This is a genomic window from Streptococcus sp. 27098_8_70, assembly GCF_041432215.1.
Taxonomy (GTDB): Bacteria; Bacillota; Bacilli; order Lactobacillales; family Streptococcaceae; genus Streptococcus; species Streptococcus oralis_CP.
Genome location: NZ_JAPVZD010000001.1, coordinates 180,956 through 197,111, shown reverse-complemented (window position 1 = coordinate 197,111; position 16,156 = coordinate 180,956). Strand labels below are relative to the sequence as shown.

Sequence of the window (16,156 nt, the reverse complement as noted above, 5' to 3'; positions counted from 1 at the left end):
ACTAATTCACCTCGCTTGCCATAACAGTCAAAGTATCAGAGATTTCTTGGAACATCTGACGCTCTGTCTTGTCTCCACGGTAAATTTGGTTGTAAAGAATGCCGTCCTTGATAAAGAGAACTCGCTTGGCCCTGCTGGCTGCTGCCGTTGAGTGGGTTACCATAAGAATAGTTTGACCGCGTTCATTGATTTCATCAAATACATCGAGTAAGGCTGCAGATGACTTGGAGTCAAGGGCTCCTGTTGGCTCATCCGCAAGGAGAATTTCAGGTTCTGTGATGATGGCGCGTGCTACTGCTACCCGCTGTTTTTGACCTCCTGAGATCTCGTAAGGGTACTTCTCTTGCAATTGGTTGATGCCCAGATTTTCAGCGGTTACTACCAATTTCTTCATCATCTCTGTGATAGGTTTTCGTGATAATACTAGCGGAAGCAAGATATTGTCCTTAACAGACAGGGTATCTAGCAAGTTAAAGTCTTGGAAGACAAATCCCAACTTTTCCCGACGGAAACTCGAAGCCTGTGAATTTTTAATAGTGGCTGTGTCTGTTCCGTTTAGGTAAACCTGGCCTCGAGTTGGTTTATCCAGCATAGCTAGGATGTTGAGCAGGGTTGACTTTCCTGAACCAGACTCACCCATGATGGCAACGTAGTCACCCTTTTCTACGGTAAAGTGAATATCTTTGAGTGCTTCGACTTGGTTTCCTTGGAAACGTGTTTTGTAGATTTTTTGAACGTGTTTTACATCTAAAAGTGTCATGATTTTCTCCTTCTTAATATCCCATCATTTGAAACTGTGCTTGCATCATAGCGCATCCCAGTTGAACACGCTCGATATCTTTTTGACTTGGTTTTCTTGTTTTCTTTTGTAAAATTCTTTTCATGGTTTTGCTCCTTTATTCTTTATGAGTCTAGTTTATCGCAAAAAAAGATGGCTTGCCATAACCTAACCTTACAAAAGAGACTTTAATCTTACATTTTTGTAAGATTGAAGAATATCAAGCAATTTCGCTATCAATATTTTACCATAAAAGAAAGGCAAGAAGAAAACCCTTGCGGATGCAAGGGTTAGGATTCACTACTTTTTCTAATTTCTTCAAGAAACAAGGAAATCATCTATAAACTATTTCCAAATCCGACTCACCAAAACCGTCCATCATTGTCATAAATGGCCTCAGCATCCTTACGTTTGCGTGGTCCTGTTCCGTACATTTCTGCTTCAATCTCTTCCTTAGTTGGCAGAATAGAGGCGAGGATGATGTAGATAATCACACCAATCCCAAAATTTGATATGGTAAAAATGGCAAAGAGAAAGCGGACTAGAGTTACATCAAAATTCCACTTGTCTGATAAACCAGCTAAAACTCCCGATACCATACTATTTCGTTTCATTTTATAAAATTTTGTATTCATGATTTGTTCCTCTTTCGGTATTCTTACAAGTAGTATATCATGAAACGGGGGCACAAACATCAGTCCTTAGGCCGATTTAGGATGACGAGTTTACCACGGCAGACGCCACAGCGATAGCACTTGGTATCAATCTTCCTCTTTCGTTGATAGCGTTGCTGGCAGGATTGACACTGATAAACTAGGAAATTACTTTGGGCTCTCAAAGGGGGAACAAAGCGTAGTCCATCCACTTCTTTCAAAAGTTCCTTAAAATCTCGGTCCTTATGCCGATACCCCTTTTTCTGAAAATAAAGGTGATAGTGACAGAGTTCATGGCGCACGATTTTCCGAAAAACCTCCAAACCAAGTTCATTATAGACCTTGGGATTAAAATCCAAATGCCCATCTTTAGGGAAAAATCGCCCACCTGTCGTTCGCAGACGAGAATTCCATTGGGCTTGGTGTGTAAAAGGTCTACCAAAGTCTTCGAGGGAAACGGACTGAACGTACTCAGTCAGTTTCATCTGGAGCTAGGAGCGACAGATTAACTTTTTCACGTTCAGTATCGATTTTCTTAACCCAAACCGTTACCAAATCTCCAACAGACACCACTTGACTAGGATGTTTGATAAATTTGCGACTCATGTGGGAAATATGGATCAAACCATCCTCGTGAATCCCGATATCAACGAAGGCACCGAAGTCAACGACATTACGCACCACACCTTCTAGCTTCTGGCCGACTTTTAAGTCTTTGATATCCAGTACATCTTGACGGAGTACAGGTGCATCAAAAGAATCACGGAAATCTCGACCTGGTTTGAGAAGGTCGGCAATAATATCTTTAAGGGTTTCTGGGCCAAGATCTAGTTCTTGCGCCATCTCCTTAACTGAAAGGGACTTAAGCTTATTTTGTGCTTCTTCATTCAACTCCTTGATATCCAAGCGTTTGAAAAGCTCCTTAACCGCAGCATAGTTCTCTGGATGAACTCCTGTATTATCAAGGATATTGCTACTTTCAGGAATACGGAGGAAACCTGCAGCTTGCTCAAAGGCTTTGGCACCTAGACGAGGAACCTTCTTGATTTGAGAACGTGAAGTGATTTTTCCTTCTTCCTCACGGTATTTGACGATATTTTCAGAAATGGTTTTATTGAGTCCAGCTACGTGGGAAAGAAGAGCTGGGCTGGCTGTATTGACATTGACACCGACTTGGTTAACCACCGTATCTACGACAAAGTCCAGACTCTCAGACAGTTTCTTCTGACTGACATCGTGCTGGTATTGACCGACACCGATTGACTTGGGATCAATTTTGACCAATTCAGCAAGGGGATCTTGCAAACGTCGAGCGATCGAGATAGCAGAGCGTTTTTCAACGGTCAAGTCTGGAAACTCCTGACGAGCTAGTTCACTAGCAGAATAGACAGAAGCGCCACTTTCATTGACGATAACATAGCTGACTTCTGGAAAATCTTTCAGAACTTCCGCCACAAAGGCTTCACTTTCACGACTGGCCGTTCCATTTCCGATGGCAATAATTTCCACGCCATACTGACCGATCAAGTCGGCTAAGTCTCGCTTGGCTTCTTCGATTTGACGATCGGAGGCTGGTTTTACTGGATAAATGACTTGAGTCGTCAGCATTTTCCCTGTTGCATCAACGACAGCTAGCTTGGCACCTGTACGAAAGGCTGGGTCAAATCCTAGAACCACGCGCCCTTTCAGCGGAGCAACCAAGAGGAGATTGCGCAGATTGTCAGAAAAGAGTTGGATAGCCCCTTCTTCCGCTTTCTCAGTCAACTCTGTCCGAATGCGTCGCTCAATAGCAGGCAATACCTTTTTCTTAACTGACTGTTGGACAACTTCATCTATATAGGCATTTTTGACTTTAAAACGAGCACCAAAGAAAGATAAGATACGGTCCGTCGCATGTTCAAAGCCAACCTTCAAAATACCTAATTTTTCCCCACGGTTGAGAGCCAAGGTACGATAGCCCTGCATGTTGCCAACTGTCTCTGAAAAATCATAATAAATCTGAAAAACTTGTTTTTCATCGAGATTTTCACCCTTGACTTGCGAAGTGATTTTAGAGTGTCTCAACACTTCCTGATAGGTCATAGCACGTAGATTGACATCTTCGGATAAGGCTTCGACCAAGATATCAACCGCACCAGCCAAGGCTTCTTGACCAGTCGCAAATCCTTCACAGACAAACTTCTCAGCTTCTTTCTCCAAGTCAGCTACATCCTGCAAAATCAAGCGAGCAAGAGGAAAGAGTCCAGCTTCACGGGCAATGGTAGCCTTGGTCCGACGTTTTTCCTTATAAGGAAGATAGAGTTCTTCTACATCTGCTAATTTCTCAGCTGCAAGGATAGCTTCTTCCAATTCCTTTGTTAGCTTACCTTGTTCTTGAATCTTAGCTAAGACAGCTTCTTTACGATCGTTGAGATTTGTCAGACTTTTATCCAGATCAATAATGGCCTTAATCGCTACCTCATCCAGACTACCAGTCATGTCCTTGCGATAACGGGCGATAAAGGGAATTGTCGCTCCTTCAGCGGTCAAACTTAGAACGGTATCGATTTGCTTTAAGGTTACACCCAAATCTTGGGAGATTTTTTCATATTTTTTATCCATATACCTATTATACCATAAGGAACAGCCCTTGTTTCGCCCTACCCTTTTTTACCTCTTTGATTATCAAAATAATCCCTTTTCAAGAAAATAATAGTATAATAGAGGTAGAATGTAGAAAAGAGGTAGGCCCATGGCTGTTAAATTTACAAAAACGGATGACTTGGACAAGATGTTTGAAGAATTCGCAAAACTTCCTGACTTAACACAAGTCACTTTTCCAGATGACAAAGATAAAAAAGAAAAAGTTGAGAAGAAAAAATAGATGACGATTTTCCAATCTCTTCCTCCTAGTGTATTACAAGCGGGAGCTATTTTTCTCTCCATCATGATTGAAGCCCTTCCTTTTGTCTTGATTGGGAGTCTCATTTCGGGATTGATTGAGGTCTATATCACACCTGATAAAGTTTATGAGTTTCTCCCTCGCAATCGTTGGGGGAGGATCTTTTTTGGTACCTTCATTGGCTTTCTCTTTCCTTCTTGCGAATGTGGTATCGTTCCGATTATCAATCGTTTTCTGGAAAAGAAAGTGCCCAGCTACACAGCGGTTCCTTTTCTGGTGACTGCTCCCATCATCAATCCTATCGTTCTTTTCGCCACATATTCTGCCTTTGGAAATTCAATAAAACTTGCCTTCTTGCGAGCTCTGGGAGCTATTGTGATTGCTTTGATTCTGGGGATTTTCCTAGGATTTTTCTGGAAGGAACCCATTCAAAAAGAGAATCCTATCGCTTGCCATGAACATGACTTTTCACACTTGGGTCCCGCTAGAAAAGTGTTTCAGATCTTTATACAAGCTATTGATGAGTTTTTCGATATGGGGCGTTACTTGGTCTTTGGCTGTCTCTTTGCGGCTATCGTGCAGGTCTATGTCCCGACTCGGATCTTGACCTCTATCAGTGCAAGTCCAGTCCTTGCGATTCTCTTGCTCATGTTTCTAGCCTTTCTCCTCTCTCTTTGTAGCGAGGCGGACGCCTTTATCGGAGCTTCTCTCCTCTCGAGCTTCGGCCTAGCGCCAGTCCTTGCCTTTCTGATCATAGGCCCCATGCTTGATATCAAAAATCTCCTCATGATGAAACACTATCTCAAAGTGCGCTTCATCTGGCAATTTATGGGTATTGTGACAGTGCTTGTCTTGCTTTATTCTTACATGTTTGGAGTGTTGCTATGATGCGATTTTTCATTTTACTGGGTTATTTTGCCCTAACTCTGTATCTGCAGCTATCTGGCAAGCTTAGCCACTACATCAATCTCCACTATTCCTATCTAGTCTATATCTCAATGGTCCTTTCTCTTCTGTTGGCTCTGGTCCAATTCTATATCTGGATCAAGAAAATCAACTCTCACAGCCATATGGAAAGTCGTCGAGCTAGACAAATCAGCCTCCTTTTACTGTCACTACCTCTGTTGATTGGGGTTGCCTTTCCGACAGTAAGTTTGGACTCGAGAACCGTGTCTGCTAAGGGATACCATTTCCCACTTGCTGAGGGAATCGATACTGCTATTCAGGCAAGCGAAGGAACATCCAGTCAATACCTCAAACCCGATACCAGCACCTATTTTTCCAAATCTGCTTATGAAAAGGAAATGAGGTCTACAGCTGACAAATACCTCACCCAACCAACCATTCAAATCACTGATGAAAACTATATGGAGGTCATGGAAGTTCTCTATGACTACCCTCAAGAGTTTGAAGGAAAGAAAATCGAATTTACAGGCTTTGTCTATAACGATCCTAGCCATCCAGATAGCCAGTTCCTCTTTCGCTTTGGAATCATCCACTGTATCGCCGATTCTGGTGTATATGGACTCTTGACAAAGGGGAACTCACGCCAGTATCCTGACAATACTTGGATCACCGCTAGCGGAACCCTGACTCTCCACTACCATAAAGAGCTCAAACAAAAACTCCCAACACTAGAGGTTGAGAGTTTCACAAAAGTAGACAAACCAGAAAATCCTTATGTCTATCGCGTGTTTTAATAAAAAGTAGCCTGAACAGGCTACTTTTTTGTCCATTATATGAATTTCATTCTACCTACTCTTTCGAATTGATAGCAAACTCTCACTCTCCATCCTTCCAGTTCCGAGCAATCTCTTCGTCTTTCTGGAGTTGGTCTACCAATTCCTCTACGGAGTCAAATTTGACCATATCGCGAACACGGTCCAGCCAGTAGACCATGACTGTCTCACCGTAAATATCGTCTGAAAAGTCGAAAATATTGACTTCAAAACGTGGTTCTTCTCCATCGAAAGTAACATTTTTCCCAACACTTGCCATGCCACGATATCTCTGACGTTGCACTTCGATATCGACTACGTAAACACCGTCCGCTGGCATGTAAGTTCGGTCTCTTAGGACCAGATTGGCTGTTGGATAACCAATAGTCCGCCCACGAGCATTTCCATGAACGACCATTCCACGAGATGGGAGCGGAGTGCCGAGCAGATGCTTGACTTCCTTTACATCTCCATCAAGAATTGCCTGACGAATCCGTGTAGAACTAATCTTGCCCTTTTCATCCTCAACTGGAGGAACAATGATGATCTCTCCATCAAAATAGTCCTTCAGGTCATCCGCAGTTTTCTTATCTGAGCCAAAGGTATAGTCAAATCCTGCTACAATAATCGCTGGTTTTAAAGCTCGAACATAGGTATCAAAGAATTCTTGACCCGTTAGACTAGCAAATTTGCTACTAAAGTCAAGTAGGAAAAGAGCCTCTACTCCGTGCCACTTCATCTTGTGCTCTCGTTCCTCATGATTGACGATGTGAAGCATGAGTTCAGGTTGGTAAGGTTGTAAGGCAAGTTTTGGCGATTCTGTAAAGGTCATCACGACAACTGGCAGATAATCCTTCATCGAAGCCTTGCTGGCCACTTCAAAGAGTTTCTGATGTCCCTTGTGGATGCCATCAAAATAACCTAGTACAAGGACTGTTTTTCCCGGTACTGCAATGTCTTTTTCGTTCTTAATAGGTACTGTTGTAATCATGAAACTATTATATCATAGAGAAAGTCTTTTCGCTAAGAGGAAATCCCAAATATCGTTTTTTGCGCCTGAACTGACCGTAAGAGAAAATTTAGGGCTTTAGTTTTAAAAAATAGCACCTCCTAAGAGATGCTATCATTTGGTAACTAGTCTATTGTTTCTTCTAAATCTTTTAACTTAACCGAAACAATCTTAGAAACACCTGATTCTTGCATGGTCACTCCATAGATAGAATCCGCTGCCGCCATCGTCCCCTTACGGTGGGTTACGACGATGAACTGACTATCCTTGTCAAAGCGGTTAAGGTAATCCCCAAAACGTTTGACATTGGCTTCGTCTAGCGCAGCCTCTACCTCGTCCAAGATAACAAAAGGAATGGTCTTAACACGGATAATGGAGAAGAGCAGAGCCAGAGCAGATAGGGCTTTTTCACCACCACTCATGAGGTTGAGAGACTGGATTTTCTTACCTGGTGGTTGAACAGAAATCTCCACACCAGCTGTTAAAAGGTCACCCTCAGTTAATATCAAGTCTGCCTGACCTCCACCAAACATCTGTCTAAAGGTCACTTTAAAGGACTCACGAATCGCCTCAAAGGTTGATTTAAAGCGTTCCTTAACCTCATCATTCATCTCTGTGATGGTCTCAAGGAGCAGGTTTTTCGCAGACAAAATATCATCACGCTGGCTATTGAGGAAATCCAAACGATTGTGGACTTCTTCGTACTGTTCAATAGCATCCAAATTGACTGGACCGAGTGAGCGAATAGCTTTCTCAAGATCTTTAACCTCTTGCTCTGCCAGATTGAGATCTTCCAACTCATGTGCTTTTTCTAGAGCCTCAGTGTAGCTGATCTGGTACTGGTCAGTTAATTGAGCTTGTAGATAGCGCAAGCGTTCACTGACCTTTTCCTTTTTGGCTTCAGCACGTGTTTGTTTACGAATCCACTCTTCATTCTGCTGACGAGCCTGATCCAAATGGCTGGCAATATCATCCAGCTGACCCTCGATATCATCCAATTCAAACTGCTTGCGAATCAGACCTTGTTGAAGATTGGCTTTCTGAGTTTTGGCCTCTTCCACCTGCTGACTTAGCAAATCCGTATCCACTTTCTCAAGATTATCAACCTTTTCTTGGAGAAGGCGCTGAATTTCCTCTTGTTCGAGATCCAGATTATCCAATTCCTTACTTAGTCGTTCAATATCAGTCACTTCATACCGCTTTTGTCCTTGCAGTTCTGACTTAAGCAAGCGTGCTTGCGCTACTTGTTCCTGCAAGTTTTGATAACGTTCTTGAATAGCGTTTTTGTTAGACTTAATCTCTTCAATCTCAGCTTCCAGATTTTGCTTTTCACTGGCGATAGTTGCAAGGCGCTCTTGGCATTTTTCCTTGTCCGCTTGCCAATCTCCTTCAGATAGGCGATTTAATTCCTCTTCTTGAAGTTTCCAAAGCGTTTCCAGTTCTTCGACCTGCTGATTGGTTTGTTGATAAGCGAGGTACAAACCTTGCTCCTGAATACGAGCTTGCTCACCCTGAGATTTGATGGCTTCTAATCTTTCTGCCAATACCGCCATCTCATCTTGCAAGGTCTTCAAACTCGCTTCTTCTGACCGCAAGTCAGCTTCTTCTTCAGCAATTTCTTTTTGTAATTGTTCCAGCTCTGGCTTGATGAAAATACTGTTGTTTTGACGATTGGCACCACCCGCGTAGGAACCACCTGTACGCAATTCGGTACCATCAAGCGTCACCATACGAACCTGGTAACGAACTTGACGAGCTGCCGTACGGGCATGTTCTACGGTATCAAAGATAGCCGTTGTGGCTAGCAAGTTTTTGAAAATGGCTTCTAGTCTCTTATCAAACGACACCAACTCATCTGCCATTCCCAGAAATCCTGGACTTGCTGCGATAGCATCTTGATTCTGACTAGAAATCGTACGAGCTTTGATAGTCGTCAATGGAAGAAAGGTCGCACGACCAGCTCTATTGCGCTTGAGGAAATCAATCGCCTTTGTTGCCGCGTTTTCATCTTCTACGATGATATGCTGACTGCTAGCTCCAAGCGCAATCTCTAGGGCAGTTTGATAATGCACATCAAAGGTCAAATGTTCACTGACTGCACCAATGATCCCACCAAGACGGGCTTTTTCTTGAAGAACACTCTTAACACCCGCATAAAAATTACTATGATTTTTTAGGATGTTTTCCAAACTCTGGGCTCTAGCCTGCTTGTTTTTGAGACTGTCTAGACGATCAAAGAGTTGGCTCTGCTGGGCTTGGTAAGAAACTTTCTGCTCCTCTTGTTCCTTGGCACTAGCTTGGTAGTCAGCCAATAATTTCTGAACCTGCTCCTTGGCAGTTTCAAGCTCAGCCTGCTGTTGACTGGCCTTTTCTCTAGCTGTAGCCAGTTGTTCTTTCAGTTTCTCAAGTTGATCAGCTTGTTTTTGAGACTGCTGACGGCTGTTTTCCAACTCATTCTCGATGCGGGTCAGTTGGTTTGAGACATCCGCTTCTTCTTGTAAAAGCGCAACAAAACGTTCACGCAGGAGCTCGATCATTTGGTCAGGATCATCTGAAAATGCCAACAACTCCGCTTCTAAACGATTGAGTTCCTTGTTGTTTTCAGCTAGACTTTCCTCTAACTGTTCCAAGTTCGCTTCTTTTTCAGATTTTTCTTTACTCAGAGCCTTTCTCTTATCTTCCAAAGTCGCCAAACGGGTTTGTGCTTCTTGTTGATTGAGGGCTACCTGCTCAGATTCCAGTTTAGACAAGGCTAGTTTTCGCTCTAAGTCACTGATCAAACTAGTCAAATCCATTAAGCTCCCTTGGTCTTTAGCCATTTGAGCTTGGAGATCTTGGCGTTTCTTTTTAAGAGTTTGATTTTCCTCTTCTAACTCTTCACGTTTTTGGTAATAACTGGTCAAGAGTTCCTGAACCTGCGTTAGCTCGTCTTCTGTTAGCTCTAGTTCAGACTTGTTTTCCTTGATTTGAGCAATCAGTACATCCAAGTAAATCGCCTTGCGTTGACCATCCAAGTCGAGAAACTTGCGCGCATTCTCGGCTTGTTTTGCAAGGGGCTTGATTTGATTGTCCAATTCATAGATAATATCCTCTAAGCGGTCGAGATTGTCTTGAGTTTGTTGCAGTTTGCTTTCTGTTTCTTTTCGACGAGTCTTGTATTTTAAAACTCCAGCAGCTTCTTCAAAAATAGCACGGCGTTCTTCGGGTTTGGAGTTAAAAATTTCCTCAACCTTCCCTTGGGAAATGATGGAGAAGGAATCCCGACCCAAACCGGTATCCAAGAAGAGGTCATGAATATCACGCAAGCGAACTTTCTTGCCATCAATTCGATACTCGCTATCTCCACTACGGTAGATATGGCGTTCTACCTTAATGACTTGCCCTGCATCCTTAATAAAACCATCTTCATTGTCCAAGGTCACGACAACAGAGGCATAATTGAGTGGTTTGCGACTTTCAGTTCCAGCAAAGATAACGTCCGGCATCTTGCCACCACGAAGACTCTTGACACTAGACTCACCCAAGGCCCATCGCAAACTTTCTGTGATATTTGACTTCCCAGAACCATTGGGTCCAACGACAGCTGTCACGCCTTGGTCAAATACGACCTTGGTCTTGTCAGCAAAGGACTTGAATCCCTGAATCTCAATCTCCTTTAAATACATGAATCCAGCCCTTTCTCAACTGCATTTTTAGCGGCCTCTTGCTCAGCCAATTTTTTAGAACGACCTTGACCTTTTCCGATACTCTTGCCCTCAACCAGAACTTCTACATCAAAAACCTTGTCATGGGCAGGCCCCGTCTCAGAGGTCACCTGGTAGCGAATATCCACATCTCCATTGACCTGGAGCAACTCTTGCAGGTGTGTCTTGTAATCCTTAATCATTTCAAAGTCACCTGCTTCAACCTTGGGAATCATGACCTGATAGATGAACTCTTTTACTCTAGCAACATCCTTGTCCAAAAGCAATGCTCCCAAAAAAGCTTCAAAGGCATCTCCAAGAATGGTGTCACGATTGCGCCCACCAGACTTTTCTTCTCCTTTTCCTAGCTTGATAAACTGATCAAACTGGCAATCACGCGCAAAACCAGCCAAACTCTCCTCACGGACAATCATAGCACGGAGTTTAGACAAATCTCCCTCTGGTTTCTTAGGATATTTTTTATACAGATATTCTGAAATCAATAATTGCAGAACAGCGTCTCCTAAAAATTCCAAGCGCTCATTGTGTGAAATTTTTAAGAGGCGGTGCTCATTGGCATAACTCGTATGAGTAAAGGCCGTTTCCAGTAAGTTTTTGTCTGCAAATTCGATTGCAAAACGCTTCTTTAGTACAGTTTGTAATTCTTTCATACCAACCTCTTTCTAACTGATAACAGTCCTTCTTATTATATCAAAAAAAGCCCCCTTAGTCACTTTAAAACGGGACTAGAGGGGAATTGAGCATTTTTTAGAAGACAATTTCAATTTTAGGGATAAACTTGGGGCGAGATAAAGAAAAAAGCCTTATTTAAGGCTTTCATAGGCTTTTTACATCCACCCTGAGGGAATCGAACCCCCATCTCAAGAACCGGAATCTTACGTGATATCCATTACACTAAGGGTGGAAACTTGTCTTATTATAACAGAAATTTGCTCTAATAACAAGTTTTTTTATGGGTAGACTAAGCGTCCATTAGTGGGATGCATCCCCGTTCCAGATAGAGTTTTTCACGATAACATAATCAACATGTTTAAGGTCAGCAATTCTGCGTCCACCTGCGTAGGAAATAGCACTTTGTAAGTCCTGCTCCATCTCAGTAAGGGTGTCTTGCAAATGCCCTTTGGTAGGAAGCAAAATGCGTTTGCCTTCCACATTTTTATATGCTCCTTTTTGATATTGAGAAGCTGAACCATAGTATTCTTTGAACTGTTCGCCATCAACTTCAATCGTTTTCCCTGGGCTTTCGATGTGTCCTGCAAAAAGGGAACCGATCATGACCATGCTGGCACCGAAACGGATAGACTTAGCAATATCACCATGAGTACGAATCCCACCATCAGCAATGATCGGTTTACGCGCAGCCTTAGCACACCAACGTAGGGCAGCCAATTGCCAACCACCTGTACCAAAACCAGTCTTGACCTTGGTGATACAAACCTTACCAGGACCGATTCCGACCTTAGTCGCATCCGCACCGGCATTTTCCAATTCACGCACAGCTTCTGGTGTTCCCACGTTACCAGCAATGACAAACGTATCTGGTAATTCTTTCTTAATGTGTTGAATCATAGAAATCACGCTATCTGCATGTCCATGAGCAATGTCAATCGTGATATACTCAGGAGCATCAGCCTTGAGTTGGCTAACAAAATCATACTCGTAATCCTTGACACCGACTGAAATAGAAGCAATGAGCCCTTGATCGTGCATGCGTTTGATAAAAGGAATGCGCCCAGCCTCATCAAAACGATGCATAATGTAAAAGTAACCGCCTTTAGCAAGTTGCTCTGCAACATCCTCATCCAAAATCGTCTGCATGTTGGCTGGTACAACAGGTAATTTGAAAGTGTGATTTCCAAGTGTGACGCTTGTGTCTGCTTCTGCACGGCTTTTAATGACACATTTATTTGGGATCAACTGAATATCTTCGTAATCAAAAATTGGAAATTCATTTAACATATCGCTGTCTCGTTTCTTTTGTAATGACCTACCTATGCTTGCGCATCCCTACGCCTTTTCCGACGTTTCCTTGATTTATTATAAACTAAAGTACAGTTTTTGTCAAATAATTTTAATTATAAAACAATAATGTTCGGTTTTTATAATTTAAATATAAAAAGTGAGGAGATTAGTTTCTCCCCACTTCCTTATCAATATTTCTTTTAAAAATCGCTTCGGAGCTTTCCATCATTTCACAAAATTCATTATAAGATGAAGCATTCTGAGGAATATGGATAGACAATTTCTTCAACAAAGCTCCATAACCTGCTAGCTTTCCTATCTCATTATCAACAACCTTGTGCTTGCTCGGAAAAACAAGACCAGCTTTCTCAGCTTCTAAAATATAAGAATAGGAAATCAGCTGGAATAAGTCCTCACGGTTGATTCCTTTTTCAGTGAACTCCAGTTTCTTATATTTTGCATCTAGAACAATCTTTCGTTCTCTGTCATAAAAATCTGGATATACCTTTCGTTTCCCAACAGAAAATACTGAAATTCCGTCCGTCTTATCTTTATTTCGTGGATGGATGAAACCTTTTGGCAACAAGCTGTGAACATACTCTTCCCAAAGCCAGGCAACATCAAAGAGAATACCATGTACCCTTTGAGATTGAGGGCCAAGACCATGCTTTTCTCTACTCAGAATCATCAAGCAGAGTTCCTGTAACTTTCTGTACTCTCTGAAGTAGGCGTGTCGGATGGGTTTGATTTTATTCATTCTGATAATCTTAGCACGATCAGCTAGTTTATAAGCTGGAGTTGCACGAGTAATTTCAGTTATATTTTCACGATTACTATCAAGTAGTGCTCCAAAACTTTTTTGAATCTTTATGTACTCAATCGTATGCCGAATCAACTGCATGAGTGGATTATCATAGGTAAACTCTCTTGTTGTATAGGCAATATTTCCCGTAAAAGGAAGATTTTTCTTAAGATGATTTCCTACATCAACGGCTCCCTTTACATGACTGTCGTTATGAGAAAATCTCTGGTATTCCTTATAAAGACCTTTTCTGAGAGCAGCTTGTAAATACTTGGGAAAGAGGTAAATCAAAAGCTGATAGAGTTTATCCTCTAGAGATAGACCGACATCCAAACTAGTCAGATTGATATTGAGAACCTTTTGTAAGAGATAATGCAAAAAATGGTCGTTACTTTCATCAGAAAAACGAGAGGCAATCGTTAATCTTTCCTGACCATATCCAAGAAAACCAATCACGTTTCCTGTCTTGATTTCCTGATTAACTGTTTCCAAAATCTTTTGGTCCTTATCTAAATCAAGAGAATTTATCAAATCATTCGGGAAAATAAAGATACGGTCCTCTCGAGAAAGGTTATCCAGTGTTCTATCAAGAAGCGCTTGACTTAGTTTGGGATATTCTGCTACAAAGTCTTCTTTAGCAATTTTATGCTGATTATCAGTTATACGCATCATTATCACCAGTATCTTGCTGAACTGTTTGCTCGTTATTTGTCAGATCAAATGCTTTTTTCAATGTATCCAGAGTTTCGGCCTCCTCATAAGAACCACGTAAGTAATCTTCCAATAGAGGTTTGAGGTAATCAGACCAGAGTAACTCATAGTCAAAATCCACATCCTGCAACTTAAGGAAATAACTTGGTCCGATATGATAATGACTATTTAGCTCTTGAACGTTTTCGATAGCAGCATTCAAGTTTCTTAGACGAGTTTTTGCTTCTTCGGCTTTATCACCAAGCACGTCATCAAGCATACCAACTTGACTCTCGGCAGTAACTTCAACAAAACGGAAACGACGACGCATAGCAAAATCAAAGGTATCTACTGAACGGTCAATATCATTCATTGTTCCGATGATGTAGACATTCTCAGGAATATAAAACTTGTCATCAGTCTCATGTAAATTAGCATATTGGGTAGAAACACTTCCCTTTTCACCACGATAACCAGGGTCAATAGAGAAAAAGAGTTCACCAAAAATCTTTGAAATCTCTCCACGATTGATTTCATCGATGATGAAGACGAATTTCTTATCAGTATCAATTTCTGTTGGGGAAACATAGTCTTTCAAACCAAATCTCTTTCTCAATGTTTCTAGGACAGTTTTTCCACCACTTTTGTAGTATTCTTGCTTATTATAATTTTTATCTTTATACAACTCGTAAACATATTTGCGAGGTAGTGACCATCCTGGAACACCACTATCATAATTTACTGACAAATTTTGTCTACTATTAACAGATAAGTAAGATGTTTTTGTTATATATTCTTTTTCTTCAGCAACATTTATATATTCTAAGTAAGAATCCCAAGCCTCATCAAAATTATCTTGTCCTCCAATCAATTGGGCTTCTTTTGCTTTCTGACAAAAATCTTTAAAAATACCATCCTGTAGCTTAAACTCAATAGCTCCATCCCCATTTGATACCGGTCTCAACCCCTCTACAAAATCAGTATAATCATAGGATGGGTGAAATTGTACAAAGTCGATTTGGTCTTCTTCGTTACCATCCGTTAATTCTTTAGCAATTTCTTTAGCAAGATAAGTTTTTCCTGTGCCAGGAGCACCACGGAGGATGAGGTTTTTGGATTGTAACAAGATATTACTCAAGGGATGATGAATATTATTTTGTTCAGACATTTCTTTCTCTCCTTGCTTATTATCACTGTCTATAATATCTTTTGAATACTCAAATAAAATACTACCCAACATTGAAGATTCTAGTTCAGGATATGTTTTAGAAAACAGTTTAAAAATCTCATGATTCTGACGATAGGGTCCTCCTTGATTGCTTTGGGGAATCAACCTATTCCAAAATTCATTTTGACTATTCATATTTACTCCTAAAAAAGAAGGATTCTCAGAATAAATACAAAGTAGTTTTGTCACCACAGCAGAACGACTAATAAATTCATTTGTTGACTTTTTCATATCAAATATAGGATTGTCAAAATCAAGTTTACTACCGATTTGAATAATCTGATACAGATCTCTTTTTAGTTTATTAAAACGTTGCTCCAATTCAGATATAGGAATGATTTTATTAGCTTGATTTTTATAGCTTTGGCTATCCTCATTCCAATAAATACCAAATTTTGAAGAGCCTCCTCCGCCAATACCTAAAAATAAAGATTTGTATTTACCCCTCTCAAGACTATAGCAAAAAGAATTACTTTTAGCACCTTTCCCAATAACATAATCATCAATAGACATGGTTAAAATTCTATCAAGTGGCCACTCTTTAAGAAATTCTTCACGTAATTGTTCATTGTAAATACTATATTTAGATGCATCTTCTCTTAATCTTATTTTATTTTCTTGGTACCAGTCATAAAAATCTTCCAGACTAACTTTTCTTTTCAACATCAATCTTACTCCTTTTATAATAATGTTCGAATATAAAACTATATATTTTATATATAGAATATCAT

The 16,156-nt window shown here is 41.0% G+C and carries 13 protein-coding genes and 1 tRNA gene; 3 read left to right on the top strand and 11 right to left on the bottom strand.

Annotated features, from left to right (window positions below; all coding sequences use genetic code 11):
* Window position 1 precedes the first annotated feature (1 nt).
* From O3655_RS00930 to O3655_RS00915, 4 genes are all read right to left on the bottom strand, one after another.
* Window positions 2–760 carry an ABC transporter ATP-binding protein gene (locus O3655_RS00930; protein WP_000173369.1) on the bottom strand — a complete coding sequence of 253 codons (759 nt, stop codon included), beginning with the start codon at window positions 758–760 and terminating at the stop codon, window positions 2–4.
* A 380-nt stretch (window positions 761–1,140) separates the two neighbouring features.
* Window positions 1,141–1,413 (bottom strand): PspC domain-containing protein, encoded by a 273-nt coding sequence (locus tag O3655_RS00925; RefSeq protein WP_001092787.1) that lies wholly within the window; start codon window positions 1,411–1,413, stop codon window positions 1,141–1,143.
* A gap of 59 nt (window positions 1,414–1,472) precedes the next feature.
* On the bottom strand, window positions 1,473–1,916 hold the full coding sequence (locus O3655_RS00920) for a SprT family protein (RefSeq protein WP_000778613.1): 444 nt from the start codon (window positions 1,914–1,916) through the stop codon (window positions 1,473–1,475).
* Window positions 1,903–4,032: a Tex family protein gene (locus tag O3655_RS00915; protein WP_000359115.1), complete on the bottom strand. Its 2,130-nt coding sequence runs from the start codon at window positions 4,030–4,032 to the stop codon at window positions 1,903–1,905. The genes O3655_RS00920 and O3655_RS00915 overlap by 14 nt, the downstream gene beginning before the upstream one ends.
* 130 nt (window positions 4,033–4,162) lie before the next feature.
* Here O3655_RS00915 and O3655_RS00910 point away from each other — a divergent pair, with 130 nt between their 5' ends.
* Genes O3655_RS00910 through O3655_RS00900 form a run of 3 tightly spaced genes read left to right on the top strand, consistent with a single transcriptional unit; the run spans window position 4,163 to window position 6,012 of the window.
* A complete protein-coding gene (locus tag O3655_RS00910; RefSeq protein WP_000268696.1) occupies window positions 4,163–4,294 on the top strand; it encodes an SPJ_0845 family protein in 132 nt (43 codons plus the stop codon).
* Entirely contained in the window at window positions 4,295–5,200 is a 906-nt protein-coding gene (locus O3655_RS00905; protein ID WP_000151876.1) for a permease, read from the top strand.
* Window positions 5,197–6,012 carry a TIGR03943 family protein gene (locus O3655_RS00900; RefSeq protein WP_308696988.1) on the top strand — a complete coding sequence of 272 codons (816 nt, stop codon included), beginning with the start codon at window positions 5,197–5,199 and terminating at the stop codon, window positions 6,010–6,012. The genes O3655_RS00905 and O3655_RS00900 overlap by 4 nt, the downstream gene beginning before the upstream one ends.
* Before the next feature lie 82 nt (window positions 6,013–6,094).
* Here the strand turns inward: O3655_RS00900 and O3655_RS00895 are convergent, their stop codons facing one another.
* From O3655_RS00895 to O3655_RS00865, 7 genes are all read right to left on the bottom strand, one after another.
* Entirely contained in the window at window positions 6,095–7,021 is a 927-nt protein-coding gene (locus O3655_RS00895; protein ID WP_070657598.1) for a bifunctional riboflavin kinase/FAD synthetase, read from the bottom strand.
* A 143-nt stretch (window positions 7,022–7,164) separates the two neighbouring features.
* Complete coding sequence (smc, locus tag O3655_RS00890) at window positions 7,165–10,704, bottom strand: chromosome segregation protein SMC (RefSeq protein WP_070657596.1); 3,540 nt, start codon at window positions 10,702–10,704, stop codon at window positions 7,165–7,167.
* Window positions 10,695–11,393 (bottom strand): ribonuclease III, encoded by a 699-nt coding sequence (gene rnc, locus O3655_RS00885; protein WP_000661472.1) that lies wholly within the window; start codon window positions 11,391–11,393, stop codon window positions 10,695–10,697. Before rnc ends, smc begins: the two co-directional genes overlap by 10 nt.
* 182 nt (window positions 11,394–11,575) lie before the next feature.
* Window positions 11,576–11,647 (bottom strand) — tRNA-Arg (locus O3655_RS00880).
* Between the two features lie 68 nt (window positions 11,648–11,715).
* Window positions 11,716–12,702 carry a GMP reductase gene (locus O3655_RS00875; RefSeq protein WP_070657594.1) on the bottom strand — a complete coding sequence of 329 codons (987 nt, stop codon included), beginning with the start codon at window positions 12,700–12,702 and terminating at the stop codon, window positions 11,716–11,718.
* Between the two features lie 169 nt (window positions 12,703–12,871).
* The gene (locus O3655_RS00870; RefSeq protein ID WP_070657592.1) at window positions 12,872–14,176 is read right to left on the bottom strand and encodes an McrC family protein; all 1,305 of its coding nucleotides are present in this window, start codon (window positions 14,174–14,176) and stop codon (window positions 12,872–12,874) included.
* The gene (locus tag O3655_RS00865) at window positions 14,163–16,091 is read right to left on the bottom strand and encodes an McrB family protein (protein WP_070657590.1); all 1,929 of its coding nucleotides are present in this window, start codon (window positions 16,089–16,091) and stop codon (window positions 14,163–14,165) included. Before O3655_RS00865 ends, O3655_RS00870 begins: the two co-directional genes overlap by 14 nt.
* Window positions 16,092–16,156 lie beyond the last annotated feature (65 nt).

Excerpts from the sequence above, each read along its gene's own strand:
- O3655_RS00875 (WP_070657594.1), bottom strand. The coding sequence starts at position 12,702 with ATGTTAAATGAATTTCCAATTTTTGATTACGAAGATATTCAGTTGATC.
- O3655_RS00920 (WP_000778613.1), bottom strand. The coding sequence starts at position 1,916 with ATGAAACTGACTGAGTACGTTCAGTCCGTTTCCCTCGAAGACTTTGGT.
- O3655_RS00905 (WP_000151876.1), top strand. The coding sequence starts at position 4,295 with ATGACGATTTTCCAATCTCTTCCTCCTAGTGTATTACAAGCGGGAGCT.
- smc (WP_070657596.1), bottom strand. The coding sequence starts at position 10,704 with ATGTATTTAAAGGAGATTGAGATTCAGGGATTCAAGTCCTTTGCTGAC.
- O3655_RS00930 (WP_000173369.1), bottom strand. The coding sequence starts at position 760 with ATGACACTTTTAGATGTAAAACACGTTCAAAAAATCTACAAAACACGT.
- O3655_RS00895 (WP_070657598.1), bottom strand. The coding sequence starts at position 7,021 with ATGATTACAACAGTACCTATTAAGAACGAAAAAGACATTGCAGTACCG.
- O3655_RS00925 (WP_001092787.1), bottom strand. The coding sequence starts at position 1,413 with ATGAATACAAAATTTTATAAAATGAAACGAAATAGTATGGTATCGGGA.
- O3655_RS00870 (WP_070657592.1), bottom strand. The coding sequence starts at position 14,176 with ATGCGTATAACTGATAATCAGCATAAAATTGCTAAAGAAGACTTTGTA.
- O3655_RS00900 (WP_308696988.1), top strand. The coding sequence starts at position 5,197 with ATGATGCGATTTTTCATTTTACTGGGTTATTTTGCCCTAACTCTGTAT.
- O3655_RS00915 (WP_000359115.1), bottom strand. The coding sequence starts at position 4,032 with ATGGATAAAAAATATGAAAAAATCTCCCAAGATTTGGGTGTAACCTTA.
- O3655_RS00865 (WP_070657590.1), bottom strand. The coding sequence starts at position 16,091 with ATGTTGAAAAGAAAAGTTAGTCTGGAAGATTTTTATGACTGGTACCAA.
- rnc (WP_000661472.1), bottom strand. The coding sequence starts at position 11,393 with ATGAAAGAATTACAAACTGTACTAAAGAAGCGTTTTGCAATCGAATTT.
- O3655_RS00910 (WP_000268696.1), top strand. The coding sequence starts at position 4,163 with ATGGCTGTTAAATTTACAAAAACGGATGACTTGGACAAGATGTTTGAA.